This window comes from Actinomadura rugatobispora, assembly GCF_055379765.1.
Window position 1 is genome coordinate 8,121,950 of record NZ_AP029191.1, and the last position, 20,708, is coordinate 8,142,657.

20 protein-coding genes, 1 tRNA gene and 1 riboswitch are annotated in these 20,708 nt (G+C 74.2%); of the genes, 19 read left to right on the forward strand and 2 right to left on the reverse strand.

Annotation, left to right across the window (positions count from 1 at the left end; genetic code table 11):
* The first annotated feature begins 53 nt into the window (after positions 1-53).
* The 4 genes from gmk to metK all read left to right on the forward strand — a co-directional run bounded on the left by gmk (position 54) and on the right by metK (position 4,460).
* On the forward strand, positions 54-665 hold the full coding sequence (gmk, locus tag ACZ466_RS36480) for a guanylate kinase (protein WP_378288520.1): 612 nt from the start codon (positions 54-56) through the stop codon (positions 663-665).
* Between the two features lie 31 nt (positions 666-696).
* The gene (gene rpoZ / locus ACZ466_RS36485) at positions 697-951 is read left to right on the forward strand and encodes a DNA-directed RNA polymerase subunit omega (RefSeq protein WP_026405772.1); all 255 of its coding nucleotides are present in this window, start codon (positions 697-699) and stop codon (positions 949-951) included.
* A 641-nt stretch (positions 952-1,592) separates the two neighbouring features.
* Positions 1,593-2,798 (forward strand): bifunctional phosphopantothenoylcysteine decarboxylase/phosphopantothenate--cysteine ligase CoaBC, encoded by a 1,206-nt coding sequence (coaBC, locus tag ACZ466_RS36490; RefSeq protein WP_378288493.1) that lies wholly within the window; start codon positions 1,593-1,595, stop codon positions 2,796-2,798.
* Positions 2,799-3,254: 456 nt separating this feature from the next.
* Complete coding sequence (metK, locus tag ACZ466_RS36495) at positions 3,255-4,460, forward strand: methionine adenosyltransferase (protein ID WP_378288491.1); 1,206 nt, start codon at positions 3,255-3,257, stop codon at positions 4,458-4,460.
* Between the two features lie 50 nt (positions 4,461-4,510).
* On the opposite strand, the gene ACZ466_RS36500 is transcribed toward metK, so the two are convergent.
* A tRNA-OTHER gene (locus ACZ466_RS36500) sits at positions 4,511-4,587 on the reverse strand.
* Between the two features lie 78 nt (positions 4,588-4,665).
* On the opposite strand from ACZ466_RS36500, the gene ACZ466_RS36505 reads away from it, so the two are divergent.
* From ACZ466_RS36505 to ACZ466_RS36555, 11 genes are all read left to right on the forward strand, one after another.
* On the forward strand, positions 4,666-6,690 hold the full coding sequence (locus tag ACZ466_RS36505; RefSeq protein ID WP_378288488.1) for a primosomal protein N': 2,025 nt from the start codon (positions 4,666-4,668) through the stop codon (positions 6,688-6,690).
* Positions 6,691-6,731: 41 nt separating this feature from the next.
* Positions 6,732-8,582 (forward strand): hypothetical protein, encoded by a 1,851-nt coding sequence (locus ACZ466_RS36510; protein WP_378288486.1) that lies wholly within the window; start codon positions 6,732-6,734, stop codon positions 8,580-8,582.
* A 57-nt stretch (positions 8,583-8,639) separates the two neighbouring features.
* Positions 8,640-9,185, forward strand: a complete 546-nt coding sequence (gene def / locus ACZ466_RS36515) for a peptide deformylase (protein WP_378288484.1) — start codon at positions 8,640-8,642, stop codon at positions 9,183-9,185.
* Entirely contained in the window at positions 9,186-10,115 is a 930-nt protein-coding gene (gene fmt / locus ACZ466_RS36520; protein ID WP_378288482.1) for a methionyl-tRNA formyltransferase, read from the forward strand. It abuts the gene before it with no gap.
* Positions 10,115-11,587 carry an RsmB/NOP family class I SAM-dependent RNA methyltransferase gene (locus tag ACZ466_RS36525; protein ID WP_378288479.1) on the forward strand — a complete coding sequence of 491 codons (1,473 nt, stop codon included), beginning with the start codon at positions 10,115-10,117 and terminating at the stop codon, positions 11,585-11,587. The genes fmt and ACZ466_RS36525 overlap by 1 nt, the downstream gene beginning before the upstream one ends.
* 158 nt (positions 11,588-11,745) lie before the next feature.
* Positions 11,746-12,693 carry a phosphatase PAP2 family protein gene (locus tag ACZ466_RS36530; RefSeq protein WP_378288477.1) on the forward strand — a complete coding sequence of 316 codons (948 nt, stop codon included), beginning with the start codon at positions 11,746-11,748 and terminating at the stop codon, positions 12,691-12,693.
* A gap of 12 nt (positions 12,694-12,705) precedes the next feature.
* Entirely contained in the window at positions 12,706-13,404 is a 699-nt protein-coding gene (gene rpe, locus ACZ466_RS36535; protein WP_378288474.1) for a ribulose-phosphate 3-epimerase, read from the forward strand.
* Positions 13,401-14,063, forward strand: coding sequence for an HAD-IA family hydrolase (locus ACZ466_RS36540; RefSeq protein WP_378288472.1), 663 nt, complete (start codon positions 13,401-13,403; stop codon positions 14,061-14,063). Before rpe ends, ACZ466_RS36540 begins: the two co-directional genes overlap by 4 nt.
* 143 nt (positions 14,064-14,206) lie before the next feature.
* Complete coding sequence (locus tag ACZ466_RS36545) at positions 14,207-15,166, forward strand: aliphatic sulfonate ABC transporter substrate-binding protein (RefSeq protein WP_378288470.1); 960 nt, start codon at positions 14,207-14,209, stop codon at positions 15,164-15,166.
* The gene (locus ACZ466_RS36550; RefSeq protein ID WP_378288468.1) at positions 15,163-16,086 is read left to right on the forward strand and encodes an ABC transporter permease; all 924 of its coding nucleotides are present in this window, start codon (positions 15,163-15,165) and stop codon (positions 16,084-16,086) included. The genes ACZ466_RS36545 and ACZ466_RS36550 overlap by 4 nt, the downstream gene beginning before the upstream one ends.
* A complete protein-coding gene (locus ACZ466_RS36555; protein ID WP_378288466.1) occupies positions 16,059-16,796 on the forward strand; it encodes an ABC transporter ATP-binding protein in 738 nt (245 codons plus the stop codon). Before ACZ466_RS36550 ends, ACZ466_RS36555 begins: the two co-directional genes overlap by 28 nt.
* 64 nt (positions 16,797-16,860) lie before the next feature.
* Here ACZ466_RS36555 and ACZ466_RS36560 read toward each other — a convergent pair whose 3' ends face one another.
* Entirely contained in the window at positions 16,861-17,298 is a 438-nt protein-coding gene (locus tag ACZ466_RS36560; RefSeq protein WP_378288464.1) for a MarR family winged helix-turn-helix transcriptional regulator, read from the reverse strand.
* A gap of 113 nt (positions 17,299-17,411) precedes the next feature.
* On the opposite strand from ACZ466_RS36560, the gene ACZ466_RS36565 reads away from it, so the two are divergent.
* From ACZ466_RS36565 to ACZ466_RS36580, 4 genes are all read left to right on the forward strand, one after another.
* A complete protein-coding gene (locus ACZ466_RS36565; protein WP_378288462.1) occupies positions 17,412-17,855 on the forward strand; it encodes a DUF6069 family protein in 444 nt (147 codons plus the stop codon).
* Between the two features lie 158 nt (positions 17,856-18,013).
* Positions 18,014-18,144, forward strand: a riboswitch (FMN riboswitch).
* A 73-nt stretch (positions 18,145-18,217) separates the two neighbouring features.
* Positions 18,218-18,811 carry a riboflavin synthase gene (locus ACZ466_RS36570; protein WP_378288518.1) on the forward strand — a complete coding sequence of 198 codons (594 nt, stop codon included), beginning with the start codon at positions 18,218-18,220 and terminating at the stop codon, positions 18,809-18,811.
* Complete coding sequence (pnuC, locus tag ACZ466_RS36575) at positions 18,808-19,458, forward strand: nicotinamide riboside transporter PnuC (RefSeq protein ID WP_378288460.1); 651 nt, start codon at positions 18,808-18,810, stop codon at positions 19,456-19,458. The genes ACZ466_RS36570 and pnuC overlap by 4 nt, the downstream gene beginning before the upstream one ends.
* A 17-nt stretch (positions 19,459-19,475) precedes the next feature.
* Complete coding sequence (locus tag ACZ466_RS36580) at positions 19,476-20,708, forward strand: bifunctional 3,4-dihydroxy-2-butanone-4-phosphate synthase/GTP cyclohydrolase II (RefSeq protein ID WP_378288458.1); 1,233 nt, start codon at positions 19,476-19,478, stop codon at positions 20,706-20,708.

Consider the following 20,708-nt stretch of genomic DNA (forward strand, 5'->3'; position numbering starts at 1 on the left):
GCGGCGGCGAATCCGCCGCGGCCGGTCCGGCGCGTTCCCGGCCGCCCGGCTCCATCCCGTCCGAATCCGGCGCACCCATTCCTGCGCCGGAAAGCTCCCTCCCACGGGGCGTGCCCGTGCGACGGCTGACGGTCCTCTCCGGGCCGTCGGGCGTCGGCAAGAGCACGGTCGTCGCCGAGATCCGGCGGGCCCACCCAGAGGTGTGGCTGTCGGTCTCGGTGACCACCCGGCCCCCCCGGCCGGGCGAGACCCACGGGGTGCAGTACTTCTTCGTCGACGACGCCGGTTTCGACCGGCTCGTCGCCGAAGGGGAGCTCCTGGAGTGGGCGGAGTTCGCGGGGAACCGCTACGGCACCCCGCGCCGCCCGGTCGAGGACCGGCTCGCCCGCGGCGAGCCGGTGCTCCTGGAGATCGACCTCCAGGGCGCCCGCCAGGTCCGGCGCTCCAAGCCGGACTCCCTCCACGTCTTCCTGGCCCCGCCCTCCTGGGAAGAGCTCGTCCGCCGCCTCGTCGGCCGCGGCACCGAGCCCCCCGAGGTCGTCGAACGCCGCCTCGACGCGGCCCGCGTGGAACTCGCCGCCGAGAAGGAGTTCGACGTCACCCTCGTCAACACGTCCGTCCAGGACGTGTGCGATGACCTGCTAACCTTGATGGCTGTTCGTTAATCAGCTCAGACATCTAGCGGAAGGCCACGGAGTGGCAGCCAGCAGCGAAGGCATCACCAACCCGTCGATCGACGAGCTCCTCGAGGTCGTCGACACCAAGTACGGCCTCGTGAGCATCGCGGCCAAGCGCGCCCGGCAGATCAACGCCTACTACGCCCAGCTCGGCGAGGGCCTGCTGGAGTACGTCGGCCCGCTCGTCGAGACCCAGGTCCAGGAGAAGCCGCTCTCGATCGCCCTGCGCGAGACCCGGGAAGGCCTCCTCAACGCCGAGCCCATCGAAGGCTGAGGTCGGCCCGGCCCGGGGGGCGACCCCTGCTCGATGGCCTGGCGGCCATCTTCGCCGGGCCCCGTTCCTCAGTGTTGACCCAGGGGGCGACCCCCTGGAACCCCCGACTGGGCTCCGCCCCGGCTCGACGGCCTGGCGGCCGTCCTCGCCGGGCTCTGCCCGGCCCGCGGGCCGGCCCTACTCGATGGCCCTGGGGCCATCTTCGCCGGACCCCGGACCTCAGTGTTGACCCAGGGGGACGACCCCCTGGAACCCCCGGCTGGGCCTCGCCCCGGCTCGACGGCCTGGCGGCCGTCCTCGCCGGGCTCTGCCCGGCCCGCGGGCCGGCCCTACTCGATGGCCCTGGGGCCATCTTCGCCGGACCCCGGACCTCAGTGTTGACCCAGGGGGACGACCTCCTGGAACCCCGGCTGGGCCTCGCCCCGGCTCGACGGCCTGACGGCCATCTTCGCCTGGGCTTGCATGTTGGGCCCGGCCGAGCATCTCGAATCCTGGACTGGGCCTCGCCTTCTACGGCCCAGCGTTCGCCCGGAGCCCGTGGTGTGAATCACGGCTGGCCTCGGTGGGTTGGGGGGCGCTGTGTGGGGGCGGTTGGGGCTTTGAGATCCTTTGGGGCAATGGAGACTCCGGAAGGCGATCGTATGGACTCCTCCCGGCCGCGTGTCGTCCTGGGCGTCGGCGCGGGTATTGCCGCGTACAAGGTGTGCGAGCTGCTGCGGCGGCTCACCGAGTCCGGGCACGACGTGCGCGTGGTGCCCACGGCCGACGCCCTGCGGTTCGTCGGCGAGCCCACCTGGGCCGCGCTGTCGGGCCACCCGGTGTCGCCCGAGGTGTGGACCGGGGTCTCCGAGGTGCCGCACGTGCGTCTGGGGCAGGGCGCGGACCTGGTGTTCGTGGCGCCCGCCACCGCCGACCTGCTGGCCCGGGCCGCGCACGGGCTGGCCGACGACCTGCTCACCAACACGCTGCTGACCGCGCGCTGCCCGGTCGTGTTCGCCCCCGCGATGCACACCGAGATGTGGGAGCACCCGGCCACCCAGGCCAACGTGGCGACGCTGCGGTCCCGCGGCGCCATCGTCGTCGACCCGGCCTCGGGGCGCCTCACCGGCAAGGACACCGGGCGCGGACGGCTGCCCGAGCCCGCCGAGCTGTTCGAGGTCGCCCGGCACGTCCTGGCCCGTCAGGGGGTGCGGGACCTGGCGGGACGGCACGTGGTCGTGTCCGCCGGCGGCACCCGCGAGGCCATCGACCCGGTGCGCTTCATCGGGAACCGGTCCTCCGGGATGCAGGGGTACGCGCTGGCCCGGACGGCGGTCGCCCGCGGCGCCCGCGTCACGCTGGTGTCCGCCAACGTCGCGCTGCCCGACCCGGCCGGAGCCCAGGTGGTACCGGTCGGATCGGCCGAGGAGATGCGCAAGGCCGTGCTCGAGGCCGTCCAGGACGCCGACGCGGTGGTGATGGCCGCCGCGGTCGCCGACTTCCGGCCCGCCGGCTACCAGGGCTCGAAGATCAAGAAGACGCCGGGCGCCGAGCCCGAGCCGATCGCGCTGGCCAAGAACCCCGACATCCTTGCGGAGCTGGCGGCCGACCGCCCGCCCGGACAGGTCGTGGTCGGGTTCGCCGCCGAGACCGACGACGTGCTGGCCAACGGCCGCGAGAAGCTCGCCCGCAAGGGCTGCGACCTGCTCGTCGTCAACCAGGTCGGGGAGGACCTGACGTTCGGCAGGCCCGACAACGCCGCCGTCGTGCTGGGTGCGGACGGCACCTCCACGGAGGTGCCGCGGGGCGCCAAGGAGGCGCTGGCCGAGGTGGTCTGGGATCTGATCGCCGCCCGTCTGCCGGACTGACCCGCCCGCCAGGGTTCTGGACCCTAGGGTCGGCCCTCAGATACCGTGCGAGCGCGTTACCTGGACGGTGAGGCGACGCCGGAGGCGAGCCTCATCGGCCAGATCGCGAAGCGATGCCGCGCTCGCCAAGTTCCGGTTAGGTGCGAGCCGCCAGGCGAGCGCCGTAGGCCGGGACTTTGAAACACAGCCGCCAGGCGAGCGCCGTAGGCCGGGACTTAGAGAACACAGCCACGGTGCGTCCCGGGGGTGCAGGGGGGGCGGCGTTCGGTATACCTTGCGTCAGGGCCGATCCCGATAGACTTCGGCGGAATACGCCAACCGGCCGCGCCCGGCCGGTCGTGCCACAGGCCGGAAGACGGTCCAGCCCCCGCGGGGCGGCGTTCCCCGCCGGAGGTCACATCCACAAGTCCGATTTCTGCGACGTCAGTCAGCAGCCGCTGCAAGGAGTTCACGTACGTGTCTCGCCGCCTGTTCACCTCCGAGTCCGTCACCGAAGGACATCCGGACAAGATTGCGGACCAGATCAGCGACGCGATCCTCGATGCGATGCTCAAGGACGACCTGAAGAGCCGGGTCGCCGTCGAGACCATGATCACCACCGGCCAGGTGCACGTGGCCGGTGAGGTGACCACCGAGACTTACGTGGACATCCCCGGGGTGATCCGCGAGAAGATCCTGGAGATCGGCTACGACTCGTCCAAGAAGGGCTTCGACGGGCACTCCTGCGGCGTGTCGGTGTCGATCGGGGCCCAGTCGCCCGACATCGCGCAGGGCGTCGACGACGCCTACGAGACCCGCGACGGCGAGGACCGCGACAAGCAGGGCGACGACCTGGACCGCCAGGGCGCGGGCGACCAGGGCCTGATGTTCGGGTACGCCACCCGGGAGACGCCCGAGCTGATGCCGCTGCCGATCACCCTGGCGCACCGGCTGGCGCAGCGGCTGTCGAAGGTCCGCAAGGAGGGCGTGGTGCCCTACCTGCGCCCCGACGGCAAGACCCAGGTCACCATCGAGTACGACGGCGACCGCGGGGTGCGGCTCGACACCGTGGTGGTGTCCTCCCAGCACGCCCCCGACATCGACCTCAAGGAGCTGCTGACGCCCGACGTCAAGGAGCACGTGGTCGACCCGGTGCTGGCCGACTTCGACCTGGACACGGGCGGGTACCGGCTGCTGGTCAACCCCACCGGCCGCTTCGAGATCGGCGGGCCGATGGGCGACGCCGGCCTCACCGGCCGCAAGATCATCGTGGACACCTACGGCGGCATGGCCCGGCACGGCGGCGGCGCGTTCTCCGGCAAGGACCCGTCCAAGGTCGACCGGTCCGCCGCGTACGCGATGCGCTGGGTGGCCAAGAACATCGTGGCGGCCGAGCTGGCCGACCGCGCCGAGGTGCAGGTGGCCTACGCCATCGGCAAGGCGCACCCGGTGGGCGTGTTCGTGGAGACCTTCGGCACCGAGAAGGTGCCCACCGACAAGATCCAGGAGGCGGTGCTGGAGGTCTTCGACCTGCGTCCCGCCGCGATCGTCCGCGACCTCGACCTGCTGCGCCCGATCTACTCCAAGACGGCCGCCTACGGCCACTTCGGCCGGCAGGAGCCGGACTTCTCCTGGGAGTCCACCGACCGCGCCGCCGACCTGGCCAAGGCCGCCGGCCTCTGACCTGCCGCGTCGCGAGGGTCCCGGGCGCGAGCCCGGGGCCCTTTTCGGCATGGACGGGCCGGCCGGAATCGAACCGGCGTCCTCCCGGAGGAGATTCCGGGCGCGACGACCTCTGCGCTACGGCCCATCGCCCGGCACTCTAGCGGCGGCCGCCGCCGCGGCGCGCGATGATTTCGGTGTCCCCCTCATCTGGTAGGACGGGGGCGTGACCAACGACGGGCTCATTCCGGGGCTGGAGGCCGCCGCCAAGCCCTCCAAGGGGAAGAAGGGGGCGCGGCGGCCCGCCGCGGAGCTGCCGGTCGCGCGCGTCGCCGTCGACATGTCGCTGCCGCACCTCGACCGGCCCTTCGACTACCAGGTGCCCGCCGATCTGGACGAGAAGACCGTGCCCGGCTGCCGGGTGCGGGTCCGCTTCGCCGGCCAGCTCGTCGACGGCCTGGTCCTGGAACGGGTGGCCGAGAGCGACCACGAGGGCCGCCTGTCGTACCTGGAGCGCGTCACCTCGCCCGAGCCCGTCCTGTCCCCGGAGATCGCCGCGCTGGCCCGGGAGGTGGCCGACCGCTACGCGGGCACCTTCGCCGACGTGCTGCGGCTGGCGATCCCGCCCCGGCACGCGCGGGTCGAGGCCGAGGCCCCGCCCGACGAGGCGCCCGTGGGCGTCCGGGCGGAAGGGCCGGGCCCTTGGGAGGAGTACCCTGCCGGGCCGTCCTTCCTGAAGGCCCTCGAAGCCGGGCGTGCGCCGCGCGCGGTCTGGACGGCCCTGCCCGGCCCCGCCTGGACGAGGGCGATCGCGCGGGCGGTCGCGGTCGTGCTCGGGAGCGGTCGCGGCGCGCTGGTGGTCATGGCCGACGGCCGCGAGGTCGCCCGCGTCGACGAGGCGCTGACCGAGGAGCTGGGGGAGGGCAGGCATGTCGCGCTGACCGCGGAGCTGGGCCCGGCCGAGCGCTACCGGCGCTGGCTCGCGGTGCGCCGGGGCACGGCGCGGGCGGTCGTCGGCACGCGGGCGGCGATGTTCGCGCCGGTCGCCGATCTCGGCCTGGTGGTGCTGTGGGACGACGGCGACGACGTGCACGCCGAGCCGCACGCCCCGTACCCGCATCCCCGCGAGGTGCTGGCGCTGCGCGCGCACCGGGCGGGCGCGGGCGCGCTGATCGGCGGGTTCACCCGCACGACGGACGCGACGGTGCTGGTGGAGACCGGATGGGCGCACGCGCTGGCGGCCGACCGGTCCCGCATCCGCGCGACGATGCCGCGCGTGCGGCCGGTCGGCGACGATGGCGAGCTGGCCCGCGACGGCGCCGCGCGCACGGCCCGGCTGACGCACATGGCCTTCCAGACGGCCCGGCGCGCGCTCGAGGACGGTCCGGTGCTGGTGCAGGTCCCGCGGCGCGGCTACCTGCCGGGGCTGGCGTGCGGCCGGTGCCGTACGCCCGCGCGCTGCGGGGCCTGTCAGGGGCCGCTGTCGATGACCTCCGCCCATGCCGCCCCCTACTGCCGGTGGTGCGGCCGGATCGCCGGTGACTGGGCGTGCCCCGAGTGCGGGCACCGCCAGGTCCGGGCCGTGGTGGTGGGGGCGCGCCGTACGGCCGAGGAGCTGGGGAGGGCTTTTCCGGGCGTGCCGGTATGGACGTCGGGCCGCGACGCCGTCCTCGACCGGGTGGGCGAGGAGCGGGCGCTGGTGGTGTCCACGCCGGGCGCGGAGCCGGTCGCCGAGGGCGGGTACGCGGGGGCGCTGCTGTTGGACGGGTGGGTGCTGCTCGGCCGCGCCGACCTGCGGGCGGGGGAGGAGACGCTGCGCCGCTGGATGAACGCCGCCGCGCTGGTGCGCCCGTCGGCGTCCGTGGTCGTCTCGGCGGACGGCGGGCTGGCCCCGGCGCAGGCCCTGGTCCGCTGGGATCCGGTCACCTTCGCCGAGCGGGAACTGGCCGAGCGGCGGGAGGTCGGCTTCCCGCCGGCCGCGCGCATGGCGTCGCTGACGGGGACTCCGGCGGCCATCCGGGACCTGCTCTCCCACGCGAGGCTGCCGGACGGGGCGGAGGTCCTCGGGCCCGTTCCCGTTCCCATGGCCGCGGGCTCCAAGGGGCCGGAGAAGGAGCGGGCGCTGGTGCGCGTGGCGCGTCCCGCCGGGGTGGCCCTGGCGAAGGCCCTTCAGGAGGCGCAGGGCGTGCGCAGCGCGCGCAAGGCGCCGGAGACGGTGCGCGTGCAGATCGACCCCCTTGAGCTCATCTGAGCGGCTCACGCCGGGACGGTCCGCGCACTAGGGTTCTCCGGGTGGCCGACAACTGGGTGGACACGGTGGCCGGGGAGTTCCGGCACTGGGCTGACCGCCGCGCGACCGATGACGAGGCGCGCGCGCCGGTGGACGCGGAGGGCGTGCGGCTGCTGCTCGACCTCGCCCGCGAGGAGCTGGACCTCTCCGGGCCCGGGGCGCTGACCCCGCCCCTGCTGCGCGAGCTGCTGCTGGAGGTCTTCCCCGAGTCGGTGGTCGTCGCGGCCGACGAGGCGCCCGCCGTCGTGGACGCGGTCCGCCTGCTGCTGGCGTTCCTGCGCGACACCGGGGCCGCCGACGCCGCGTCCGCCGCCGCGCTGGAGGCGGAGCTGGACCGGCTCGTCCCCGAGTTCACCGAGGTCGTCGCCGCCGCGGACACCTCCGAGCGGCAGGCCGCCGCCGAGCTCGTCACCGGGATGATGCTCGCCGAGGGCGTGCCGGTCGACGACCGGGAGGCGGTCGACCGGTGGGTGCGGGACTTCGAGGCCCTCCCCGAGGAGGAGCGCTACGCCCGCACCGAGCGGTACCTGCGCGATATCGAGGAACGCGTCGTGCCGCCCGTGCGGCTGGCCCCCGGGCCCGAACTGGCCGCCGCGGCCCAGGCCGGCGGCCTGGCCGCGGAGGTCCGCGCGCTGGCCGGCTGGACCGGTGACGGCCGCGCGGTGGACGAGCACGGCGAGCTGCCGGCCGCGGACGCGCTCGCCGCCGTCGAGGCCCTGGCGCTGCCCGTGCCGCGCCGTTCCGAATCCGTCCGCGTCCAGGCCGACCTGCCCGAGCTGGACCGGCTCTGGTGGGCGGCGGTGGACGCCGAGGTGATCGTGGTCGAGGACGCCGGGGCCGGCCCCGGCCCGGCGCTGCCGCTGCTGGAGGGCGAGGGGGACGCGGAGGCCGTCCTGGACGCGTGGCTGCGCGTGTTCGACGGCGTGGCGGTGCCCGAGCACGACCCCGAGGGCGGCCTGGACGCCGTCAGGCTCGTGCAGAACGAGCTGACCGGCGTGCTGATCCACCTGTACGAGCAGGAGGAGCCCTCGGCCGCCGACGAGCTGGCCGCCGTGCTGATCGAGCACGTCACCGAGGCGTACGAGTCCGCCGACGCCCGCGAGCTGGCCGCCGCCGTGCGGGAGGCGCTGGCCCTGGAACTGGACGACCTCGTCCGCTGGGGCGTCGCGCGTTCCGCCGGGGAGGCGGGGGCCGGGTACGCGCTGACGCCGCTGGGCGTGTGGGGCGTGCGGGAGCTGCTGCTGGCCGACGGTTTCGCCGCGCCCGTCGTGGGCGATCTCGCCGCCGCGCCCGCCGCCGAGCTGGTCGCCGGGCTGACCTGGCACCGCCAGGACACCGCCGACGAGGAGATCGACGGCTGGCTGGCGGGGCGCGACGCCAAGGCCGCCGCGGGAGATCTGCTGGAGGTCATGGGCACCGGCGGTCCCGGTGCCCGCAACCTCGCCGCCGCCGTCCTGCAGCGGGTCGGCCCGGAGGCCGCGGACGTCGTGCGGGAGGCGGCCGAAAGGCGGCCGGTGCGGCCCTACGCCCTGCTCTGGCTCGACCGCCTCGCCGAGCCTCAGGACGGCGGGGAGCGTGGCGCGCTGGACCGCGACGACTACCTGTGGCTGTTCGTCGACACCGTCGCCGGGATGCTGGAGACCGCCGACCCGGGCGAGGCGGTGGCCGCGGCCCTCGCGGACGCGCCCGCCGGGGCCGACCTGTCCGGGATGGTCCAGGAGATGTGGCGGTCCGACCACCCCGACGCGGCCGAGGTCCTGAGGGCGCTGGGCGACCACCACCCGGACCGGTTGATCGCCAAGGCGGCGCGGACGGCCGCGTACAAGGCGCGGTCGGTGCGCGCCCCTTCGTAGACTGGACACCCGATTCGCAGGGACCAGTGAGTTACAGGACAGGAAACGGAGTCCTCGTTGGCCGTCAAGCCCATTCGCCTCTTCGGCGACCCAGTGCTGCGCACCCCGGCCGAGCCCGTCAAGGACTTCGACAAGGAACTGCGGCAGCTCGTCAAGGACCTCACCGACACGATGATCGACGCGCCGGGGGCGGGCCTTGCGGCTCCGCAGCTCGGCGTGGGCCTGCGCGTGTTCACCTACTACGTCGACGACCGGCTGGGCCACGTGGTCAACCCGACCCTGGACCTGTCCGACGAGCAGGAGACCGACGACGAGGGCTGCCTGTCCCTGCCGGGCCTGGCGTTCCCGACGCCCCGCTCGGTCCAGGTCGTGGCCAAGGGCTTCAACATGCACGGTGAGCCGATCACGCTGGAGGGCAGCCATCTGCTGGCCCGCTGCGTCCAGCACGAGACCGACCACCTCGACGGGATCATCTTCATCGACCGGATGGACGCCGAGCAGCGCAAGGCGGCCATGAAGGCGATCCGCCAGGCCGAGTGGTTCGGGGAGCCGGCGCCCGTGGTCAAGGACTCCCCGCACCGCACGTTCGGAAAGGCCCTGTAGGTGAAGCTCGTTTTCGCCGGCACCCCCGAGACGGCGCTGCCCGCCCTGGAGGCGCTGCTGGAGTCGCCCCGGCACGAGGTGGCCGCCGTGGTGACCCGTCCCGACGCGCGGTCCGGGCGGGGCCGGAAGGTGGAGGCCAGCCCGGTCGCGCGGCGCGCCGAGGAGGCGGGCGTGGAGGTCCTCAGGCCCGCCAAGGCCCGCGACCCGGAGTTCCTCGACCGGCTGCGCGAGATCGCCCCCGACTGCTGCCCGGTGGTGGCCTACGGGGCGCTGCTGCCCAAGCCCGCGCTGGACATCCCCCGGCACGGCTGGGTCAACCTGCACTTCTCGCTGCTGCCCGCCTGGCGCGGCGCGGCGCCCGTCCAGCACGCGATCCTGCACGGCGACGAGGTGACCGGCGCGGCCACCTTCCAGATCGAGGAGGGCCTGGACACCGGGCCGGTGTTCGGGGTGCTGACCGAGCCGATCCGGCCCGACGACACCTCGGGCACGCTGCTGGAGCGGCTGGCGGTCGCCGGCGCCCGGCTGCTGGCCGACACCATGGACGGCATCGAGGCCGGGGCGCTGGACCCCCGCCCGCAGCCCGCGGACGGCGTCTCGCACGCCTCCAAGATCACTCCGGAGGTCGCCCGGGTCGACTGGGCGGCGCCCGCCCTGCGCGTCGACCGGCTGATCCGCGCCTGCACGCCCGCCCCCGGCGCCTGGACGACCTTCCGCGACGAGCGGCTCAAGCTCGGCCCGGTCCGCCCGGCCGCCGGCGCCGGGCCGCTGGGCCCCGGCCAGATCCGGACATCCAAGAAGGAGGTCCTGGTCGGCACGGCCACCCACCCCGTCGCGCTCGGCGAGGTGCAGCCCCAGGGGAAGCGGCGGATGTCCGCGCTCGACTGGACGCGCGGCGCCTCCCTCACCGGTAAGGACACCCTGGTCTGATGCCTCCCGCCCGCAAGCGCCCCAGCGGACACGGCAGCGGCGACGGCGGCGGCCGCGGGAAGGGCCGCGGCGGCCACGGCCACCCGTCCCGCAACCGCAGGCCCGGCGGCCCGCGCCGCACCGGAGGTCCCGAGGACCTCGTCCGCCGGACCGCCTTCGACGTGATCCGCGCGGTGGAGACCCGCGACGCCTACGCCAACCTGCTGCTGCCCGCCCGGCTCCGCGACCGCGAGCTGACCGGCCGGGACGCGGCGCTGGCGACCGAGCTGACCTACGGCACGCTGCGCGGCCGCGGCACCTACGACGCGGTCCTGGCGATGTGCAGCGACCGGCAGTTGCGCCGCATCGACCCGCCGCTGCTGGACGTGCTGCGCCTGGGCGCGCACCAGATCCTGGCCACCCGGATCCCGCCGCACGCCGCCGTCGGCACGGCCGTCGACCTGGCCCGCTCGGTGGCCGGGCCGGGGCAGGCCAAGTTCGCCAACGCGGTGCTGCGCAAGGTCGCCACCCGCGACCTGGCGGGCTGGCTGGCGATCGTGGTCCCCGAGGGCGGCGGTGAGGCGGCCAGGTTCTCGGTCGCCTACAGCCACCCGAAGTGGATCGTCAGCGCGCTGCGCGACGCGCTCGGGCCCGACCGGGGCGAGATCGAGGCGCTGCTGGAGGCCGACAACCAGCGCCCCCGCGTGACGCTGGTGGCCCGGCCCGGCCGCGCGACCGTCGAGGAGCTGCGGGAGGCGGGGGCCGAGGCGGCGCCGTACTCGCCGTACGCCGCGGTGCTGCCGGAGGGCGACCCGGCCGCGATCGCCGCCGTCCGCGAGGGGCGGGCGGCCGTGCAGGACGAGGCCAGCCAGCTGGTCGCCCTCGCCATGGCCGCCGCCCCGGTGGAGGGCCGCGACGCGCTGTGGGCCGACCTGTGCGCGGGGCCGGGCGGCAAGGCGGGGCTGCTGTCGGCGCTGGCCGGCGAGCGCGATGCCCGGCTGCTGGCCGCCGACCTCCAGCCGCACCGCGCCGCCCTGGTCGCCCGCGCCGTCGACGGCCGGGCGGGCGTGGTCGTTGCCGACGGCACCGCGCCGGCCTGGCGCCCCGGGGCGTTCGACCGGGTCCTGCTGGACGTGCCGTGCACCGGGCTGGGCGCGCTGCGGCGCCGTCCCGAGGCCCGCTGGCGGCGGGGCCCGGAGGCGGTGGCCGAGCTCGGCCCGATCCAGCGTGACCTGCTGCGCCGCGCGCTCGACTCCGTGCGGTCCGGGGGAGTGGTGGCCTACGTCACCTGCTCCCCGCACCTGGCCGAGACGCGGGTGGTGGTCGACGACGTGCTGCGGGGCCGCGACGACGTGGAGCGGTTGGACTCCCCGGCCGTCCTGGCGTCCGTCGTGCCCGGCCTCACCGGTTTGGGGGACGGGCCGTACGCCCAGTTCTGGCCGCACCGGCACGGCACGGACGCGATGTTCCTGGCGCTGCTGCGGCGCGGCTGACGGTCGTCCGGAGGGCGGCCCGGAAAGGGGGCCGGGCCGTTTGCCGGTGGACGGCGGGGAACCTTTACGTGTTGGAGGGACGTCCTCCCGAGAGCGCTCAGTAACCTCGATGACTTCCACCGACCCTGCCAGACCCTTCGACTCGCTCAGGGGGATCCGTGCTCACCGGCGCCATGCACGTCCTGTCGTTCATCGGCAGCGCGGCCTTCTACCTGCCGCTGCTGGTGATCGTCTACTGGTGCGTGGATCCCCGGCTGGGGGCGCGCGCGGCCGTGGTGCTGTCGTTCGGCTCGGTGGTCAACACCTGGCTGAAGCTGGTCTTCCACGCCCCCCGGCCGTTCTGGACCGACACGTCCGTCACCGGGCACGAGCCCCGCGAGTCGTTCGGCATGCCGTCCGGGCACGCCCAGAACGCCGTCGCGCTCTGGGGCTACCTCGCCGCGCAGACCCGCCGCCGGGTGCTGTGGGCGGCGGCGCTGGCCCTGATCGCCGGGATCGGGGTCTCCCGGGTGGTGCTGGGCGTGCACTCGGTCGGCCAGGTCCTGGCCGGCTGGGCGGTCGGCGCCGCCGTGCTGGCCGCCGCGCTGTGGCTGGAGCCCCGGGTGGTGCCGTGGTGGACGGCCCGTTCCCTGCCCGAGCAGTTCGGGTTCAGCCTCGCCGTCGCGCTGGCGGCGCTGGGCGGCATGTGGGCCGCGGTCGAGGCGCTGGAGGGCTGGCGCTGGCCCACCGCCTGGGCGCGCGCGATCGCCCAGGCGGGCGGGAGCGTGGAGCCGATCACGCTGAGCGAGGGCGCCGCGGCCGCGGGCGGGCTGTTCGGCCTGCTGGCCGGGCTGTCGTACGCGGCGTCCCGGATCGGGTACGACGCGGGCGGCGAGCCCTGGCGGCGGCTGGCCCGGATCCCGGTCGGCGCCGCGGGCGCGATGGCGATCTACACGCTGGGGCTGTTCCTGGGCACCCAGCCCTTCCAGGCGTTCGTGGTGCAGGCGCTGCTGGCGCTGTGGGCCACCGCCGGCGCGCCGGAGGTGTTCGTCCGGCTGCGGCTGGCGCGCGGAACCCCCCGCGCCCTCACCCGGGCGGGTGAGGAGCGGGCGAGGATACGGCAATAGACTCGGGGCATCATGGCTCCGCAGATCTCTCCCAGCATCCTGTCCGCCGACTTCTCCCGGCTCGCCGACGACGTCGCGATCATCGCCGACGCCGCCGACTGGGTCCACGTCGATGTGATGGACAACCACTTCGTGCCCAACCTCACGCTCGGGCTGCCGGTCGTGGAGGCGCTCCTCAGGACCAGCGCGCTCCCGCTCGACTGCCATCTGATGATCGAGGACCCCGACCGGTGGGCGCCGCAGTACGCCGAGGCGGGCGCGGGCAGCGTCACCATCCACGCCGAGGCCGCCAAGGCCCCGGTCCGGACGCTGCGGGCCATCCGCTCGGCGGGGGCCCGCGCCGGGCTGGGCATCAACCCGGCCACGCCGGTGGAGCCCTACGAGGACATCCTCGGTGAGATCGACATGCTCCTGCTGATGACCGTGGAGCCCGGGTTCGGCGGCCAGAAGTTCCTCGATGTCGTGCTGCCCAAGGTCCGCCGCGCCCGCGCCCTCATCGGCGACCGGCCGGTGTGGCTGCAGGTGGACGGCGGCGTCAGCGCCGAGACCATCGAGCGGTGCGCCGAGGCGGGCGCCGACGTGTTCGTGGCGGGCAGCGCCGTGTACGGCGCCGAGGATCCGGCCGAGGCCGTGCGCAAGCTGCGCGGCCAGGCCGAGAAGGCCGCCCAGGGGGCGGGGCAGGGGGCCGCGGAGGGGGCCGCCGCCCGGTGAGCGCGCTGACCCTGCCGTGCCCGGCGGTGCTGTTCGACGTGGACGGCACCCTGGTCGACTCGACGCCCCTGGTGGAACGGGCGGCACGGCTGTGGGCGCCCCGGTACGGCATCGACGCCGAGGAGTTCCTCGTGGGCGCGCACGGCCGCCGCACCTCCGACCGCGTCGCCGACTTCCTGCCGCCCGAGCGGGTGCGGGCCGCCACCGAGCACCTGGACGCCCTGGAGGCCGAAGAGGTGGAGGGGGTCACGGCCATCGCGGGCGCCCTCGAGCTGCTCGCCGGGATGGACGGGCTGCCGTGGGCGGTGGTGACGTCCATGGACCCGGTCCAGCTCGCGGCGCGTACCGGGGCGGCCGGGATCCCGCTGCCGGAGGTGGTGGTCACCGCCTCCGACGTGAACGTCGGCAAGCCCGATCCGTCCGGCTACCTGCTGGCGGCGCGCCGTCTGGGGGTCGACCCCCGCGACTGCGTCGTGGTCGAGGACGCGCCCGCGGGGGTGCGGGCGGGCCGTTCGGCGGGGGCGACCGTCCTGGCCGTCACCACCAGCCACGACGCGTCCGAGCTGACCGAGGCCGATCTGCTGGTGCCCGATCTCACGCCGATCGCCGCGGTGCCCGGGGGCCTGCGCCTGTCCGTCCACCCTTCCCGCCGGGGCTGATCCGGCCTGTGAGAGCGGTCCGGTGAGGTGCGGCGCGCACGATAGTATAGTGAATTGGTAGGATTAGTCCTATATGCTCGTCGGCACCATGCCCGCCCCGCCACGGGGGTCCCGGGCCGAGGTGTCACAGGGAGCTTGGACAGATGCAGTTTGCACGGAGACGCCGGATCACGGCCCTGCTCGCCGGCCTGCTGGTGTTGCTCGGATCCGGGGCGCTCGCCGCCTGCGGCGGAGAGGACGAGTCGGGCTCCGGCGGCGCGCTGCGCGTGGGCTACCAGCGCTTCGGCGGGCTCAGCCTGGTCAAGGCGCGCGACGCCGCGTCCGGGGCGAAGTGGTCGCTGTTCGAGAGCGGCCCGGCGCTGACCGAGGCGCTCAAGGCCGGCTCGATCGACATCGGCCAGACCGGGGAGGCGCCGCCGATCTTCGCGGCGGCCGGCCGGATCGACTTCAAGATCATCGCCACCTCGGCGCCGGTGCCCAAGGGCGAGGCGGTGCTGGTGAAGGAGGCCAAGGGGTTCCGCTCGTTCAAGGACCTGCGCGGGCGGACCATCGGGCTCAACAAGGGCTCCAACGTGCACTGGCTGCTGGTACGGCTGCTGGAGGCCAACGGCATGACGATCGACGACGTCAAGGTCCGCTACCTCAAGCCCGCCGAGGGGCGCCCCGCCTTCGACAACGACCAGATCGACGCCTGGGTCATCTGGGACCCCTACTTCGCGCTGGCCGAGCGGCCCGGCGTGAAGATCCTCGCGGACGCGAGCGGCCTGGCCAACAACCGGGAGTACGTGCTGGTCTCGCCCGAGGCGCTGGAGAAGCGGCCCGACCAGATCAAGAAGTTCCTGCAGTCCTACCGGCAGGTCACCGACTGGGGGATCGCCAACCCGGCCGAGCGTGCCAAGATCCTCGCGCCCGAGCTGAAGATGGAGCCCTCCCCCACCGAGCGCGCGCTGGCCCGCAGCGCCCAGCCGCTCGCGCCCGTGGACGGCGCCATCGGCGCCGAACTGCAGAAGATCGCCGACGGGTTCACCGCGCTGGAGCTGATCCCCGGCAAGGTCGACATCGCGGGACGCGTCGACGGCCGGTACGCGGACATCCTCAAATGAGCGTCCGCGCGCAGAACCTCCGCAAGCCGGCCGGCGGCGACCCGGACGGGGACGCGCCGGACGGCGGCGAACCGGCCGGCCGCGAACCGGAGGCCGGCACGTCCAACGCCCGCGCATCCAAGGCCGGCACGTCCAAGGCCCGCAAGCCGAAGGCGCGCGCGGCGAACTTCCGCAAGCGCCGCCTGACCACCCCGGTCGTGCTGCTGGTCCTGTGGGAGGGCGCGGGCCGCGCGGGCGTGCTGTCGCACGAGAAGCTGCCCCCGCCCAGCCAGGTGCTCGAGGCGGGCTGGCGGCTGTCCAGCGACGGCACGCTCGCCGGCTACCTCGCCGACTCGCTCCAGCGCGCGGTGCTCGGGCTGCTCATCGGCGGGACGCTGGCACTGGTCCTGGGCTCGATCGCGGGGCTGGTGCGGCTGGGCGACGACCTGGTCGACCCGACCGTCCAGATGGCCCGGATGCTGCCGCACCTCGGCCTGGTCCCGCTGCTGATCATCTGGCTGGGCATCGGGGAGTCGCTGAAGGTCACGCTGGTCGCGCTGGGCGCGTTCTTCCCGATCTACCTCAACACCTACGCCGGGATCCGCGACATCGACGAGCGGCTGGTGGAGGCGGCCCGGACCTGCGGGCTGACCTGGCTGGAACGGCTCCGGCACGTGGTGCTGCCCGGCGCCACGCCCTCGCTGTTCCTGGGGCTGCGGCTGGCGTTCGCGGCCGGCTGGCTGAGCCTGGTCGTCGGCGAGCAGGTCAACGGCGACAGCGGGCTCGGCTTCATGATGATGGAGGCCCGCGAGTTCAGCCAGACCGAGGTCGTGGTGCTGGGCCTGCTGGTGTACGCGGGCCTCGGCCTGCTGTCGGACCTGGCGCTGCGGGCGGGGGAGAGGAGGGTCCTGGCGTGGCGACGCGGACTTCGAGCCTCGTAGTGGAGGCCGCCGGCGTGCGGCGCTCGTTCGGGGACACGGTCGTGCTGGACGGCGTCGACGTCTCCATCGACCGCGGCGAGGTGGTCGCGCTGCTGGGCGCCAGCGGCTCGGGCAAGAGCACCCTGCTGCGCATCCTGGCGGGCCTGGACGAGGAGGCCGGCGGCTCGGTGTCGGTGCCCGCCTCGCGGGCGGTGGTGTTCCAGGAGCACCGGCTGCTGCCGTGGAAGCGGGTGGCCGACAACGTGGCCCTGGGCGTGCGGACCGGGGACGCCGCCCAGCGCACCGCCGACGCGCTGGCCGAGGTCGGGCTGGCCGACCGCGGCGGCGCCTGGCCCGCCGAGCTGTCGGGCGGTCAGTCGCAGCGCGTCGCCATCGCCCGCGCCCTCATCCGGCGCCCGGACCTGCTCCTGCTGGACGAGCCGTTCGGCGCGCTGGACGCCCTGAACCGGCTGAAGATGCAGGCCCTCTTCGGGCGGCTGCGGGCGGCGCACGGTTTCGCGGCGCTGCTGGTCACCCATGACGTGGACGAGGCGATCCTGCTGGCGGACCGGCTGCTGGTCCTGGACGGCGGCCGCATCGCCGAGACGATCGAGGTGGACCTCGACCATCCGCGCGCCGTCGACGCCCCCGGCTTCGGGGCCCTGAGGCGGCGCCTGCTGACGCTGCTGCGCGTCCCGGCGAGCCCGGACGAGGAGCAGAACGAGGAGTAGAACACCGCCCGGCCCCGCCCCCTCGCCCGTGCCATAGCGCACCGGGCCAGGGGGCGGGGCATCGCTATGCGTCCGGTTCCTCCACCAGGCGGCTGAGGAGGTCGCGCAGCGCCTCCTGATCGCGCTCGGGCAGGTCGAAGACCTCGCCGGCGGTCTTGGCGATGTGCGCGTCGAGGGCCGCGCGCCTGCGCTCGCCCTCCTCCGTGAGCACCAGCTGCTTCACCCTGCGGTCCCTGGGGTCGGGTCGCCGCTCTACCAGGCCGCGCCGTTCCAGGCCGTCGACGATGCCGGTGACGTTGGAGGCGTCGCAGGCCAGCATGGTCGCCAGCTCCCGCATGGGCACGGGGGCGCGCAGGCTGGCCAGGGCCTGCGCCTGGGCGGGCGGCAGGCCGAGGTCGGTGTGCGCCGCGTCCAGCCCGCCGCGCAGCCGGGCGGTGAGTCGGAAGGTCAGTTCCAGCAGTTCCTGGCTGATCGGTCGGTCCGGTGCCGGCGGCGTGCTCATGTCCCGATCATAGGCAGCCGTTGGCGATACCGAATGTTGAGGTTCTCAAGCATTACCCTTAGGGTGGTCAATAGTTGAGATCCTCAATAATCGATGACTTCAAGGAGGGTGCCATGGTGGCGGAACGCAGCCGGACCGCCGGAACGGGCGCGCGGCGGCGCGGCCGGGTGATCGCCGTGGCCGCGACGGTGCTCGCGGCGGTGCTGGTGTGGCTGGTCGCGGTCGCGGCCGGCCAGGACCTGGTGGTCGCGCAGCCGGGACGGGAGGCGCAGGAGGTCGACGTGGTGCCCGTCCTGCTCTTCTCGCTCGTCCCGTCGCTGCTGGGCTGGGCGCTGCTGGCGGCGCTCGAGCGGTTCGCCGCCGCCCGCGCCCTGGTCGTCTGGACGGCCGCCGCCCTCGTGGTGCTGCTGGTCTCCTTCGTCCCGCTGCTCCAGGTGGAGGCCGCCGGGTCCACCAAGGCGACGCTGGCGCTGCTGCACGTGGTGGTGGCCGCGGTCCTCGTCCCGGGCTTCTGGCGCACGGCCGGGCGCCGGGAGCCCGCGGCGGCCGGGGGTTAGCGGCCGCGCCCGCCGGCCGGGCGCGGGGGCGTCCGGCCGGTGGGGCGCCGGGCCGGTGTGCTAACCTAGCAAGCGCTTGGTAAGTAGGGTTGCCCGCCGTGGCCTTACTCACATGGGGTGGGGAATGCCCGGCATGGCACACTGGTTGGCAGCAGTGAACGCGTGCTCCGGGGTCGGTGAAATTCCGAACCGGCGGTGACAGTCCGCGACCCGGCCGAAGCCATCGGCCGGTTGACCCGGTGGAACTCCGGGACCGACGGTGAAAGTCCGGATGGGAGGCAGCGCGCCGTACGCCCCTGTTCGGGGCGTTGCTCGACGTCACGACCCCCCGGAGCCTTCGCACGATGAAGGAGGCCCGGGAGATGTTCACCGGTATCGTCGAGGAGCTCGGCGAGATCGTGGCGATCGAGCCCGCGGGCGACTCGGCCGCGATCACCATCCACGGCCCGCTGGTCACCGAGGACGCCGTGCACGGCGCCTCGATCGCCGTCAACGGCGTCTGTCTCACCGTGGTCGAGGTCAAGGACGGCGCCTTCACCGCGGACGCCATCAAGGAGACCCTCGACAAGTCGAGCCTGGCGGCGCTGCGCCCCGGCTCCAAGGTCAACCTCGAACGCCCCGTGCGCCTCCATGACCGCCTCGGCGGCCACCTGGTCCAGGGCCACGTCGACGGCGTCGGCGAGATCCTCTCCCGCGAGCCCGGCGAGCGCTGGGAGGTCGTCACGATCTCCCTCCCCGGGGACCTGAGCCGCTACCTGGTCGACAAGGGCTCCATCACCGTCGACGGCATCAGCCTCACCGTGGTCGAGGCCGGCGCCGACCGCTTCAGCGTCGCGCTCATCCCCACCACGCTCGCCCTCACCACCCTGGGCCACAAGAAGCCCGGCGACCCGGTCAACCTCGAGGTCGACGTCGTCGCCAAGTACGTCGAACGCATGCTGGGCGACCGGACATGAACGTCCTGAACGCGGGCTTCGAGGTCTTCGGCGAGCACATCCTCTGGACCGACCTCGTCGGCAACGTGCTCTCCCTCGCCGTGGTCTGGCTGGCCATGCGCAAGACCCTCTGGACCTGGCCGGTGCAGCTGACCGGCGCCGCCCTGCTGCTGGCCGCCTCGCTGCACGCCCACGTCCCCGGCAACGCGCTCAAGCAGGTGCTGTTCATCGGCCTGGCCGTCTTCGGCTGGTGGAGCTGGACGCGCGGGCGCCGCGACGGCCAGGGGCTGCTGGCCATCCGCCCCGCCACCGCCCGCGAGCGGATCGTCCTGCTGACCGCCCTGGTCGTCGGCACCGCGGTGGTGGCGCAGCTGTTCACCCACATGGACTGGCTGAAGATCGCCTGGTCGCCGTGGGCGAACGCCTACATCTTCGTCGGCAGCGCGGTGGCGACCTTCGCCCAGAGCCGCGCGCTGGTCGACTTCTGGATCGTCTGGGTGCTGGTCGACCTGGTCGGTGTCCCGCTGGCGCTGAAGTCGGGACTGTACGTCTCGGCCGCGGTGTACGGCGTCTTCTTCGTCATGGTGATGATCGGGTTCCGCGACTGGCACCGGGAGGCCCGGGCACAGAACGCGCAGAACCCCCGACACGAGGCGGTGGCCGCGTGAGCACGAACGGTGTGGGCATGGGAACAGGCAACGGCAGCGGCGGGATCTTCGACCCGATCGAGGAGGCGGTCGCCGACATCGCGGCGGGCCGCGCGGTCGTGGTGGTCGACGACGAGGACCGGGAGAACGAGGGCGACATCATCTTCGCCGCGGCGAAGGCGACGCCCGAGCTGCTCACGTTCACGATCCGCTACACCAGCGGCGTGATCTGCGTGCCGATGGAGGGCGGTGACCTGGACCGGCTCCAGATCCCCCTGATGACGGCGCAGAACACCGAGCGGATGCGCACCGCGTACACCGTCAGCGTGGACGCCCGCGACGGCGTCAGCACCGGCATCTCCGCCGCCGACCGGGCGAAGACGATCAGGACGCTGTGCGACTCGGCGACCGAGCCGTACGAGCTGGTCCGCCCCGGCCACATCTTCCCGCTGCGCTACCACGAGGGCGGGGTGCTGCGGCGGCGCGGGCACACCGAGGCCGCCGTCGACCTGGCCCGGCTGGCCGGGCTGGCGCCCGCCGGGGTGCTGGCCGAGGTGGTGAACGAGGACGGCACCATGTCCCGGCTGCCGGAGCTGCAGATCTTCGCCAAGGAGCACGGCCTCAAGCTGATCTCGATCGAGCAGCTGGTCGAGTACCGCAAGCGCACCGAGTCGCTGGTGGAGCGGGTCGTGGAGACCCGCGTGCCGAACCGGTACGGGACCTGGCGCGCGGTCGGGTTCGCCAGCGCCATCGACGGCGGCGAGCACGTCGCGCTGGTCCACGGCGACCTCGGCGACGGCACCGACGTGCTCGTCCGGGCGCACTCGGAGTGCCTCACCGGCGACGTGCTGCACTCCGACCGCTGCGACTGCGGCACCCAGCTGGACGCCGCCATGGAGCGCATCGCCGAAGAGGGCCGCGGCGTCGTCCTGTACCTGCGCGGGCACGAGGGCCGCGGCATCGGCCTGCTGGCCAAGCTGCGGGCCTACGCGCTGCAGGACAACGGCTCCGACACCGTCGACGCCAACCTGGAGCTGGGCCTGCCCGCCGACGCCCGCGAGTACTCCAACGCCGCGCACATGCTGCGGGACCTGGGCGTGCGCTCGATCCGCGTGCTGACCAACAACCCCGCCAAGCTCAAGGGCCTGGAAGGCTTCGGCCTCGAGGTGCTGGGCCGCGAGGGCATGCCGGTCGTCGTCACCGAGCACAACCGCCGCTACCTGACGGTCAAGCGCGACCGTCTCGGACACCAGATCGAGGGGCTCTCATGA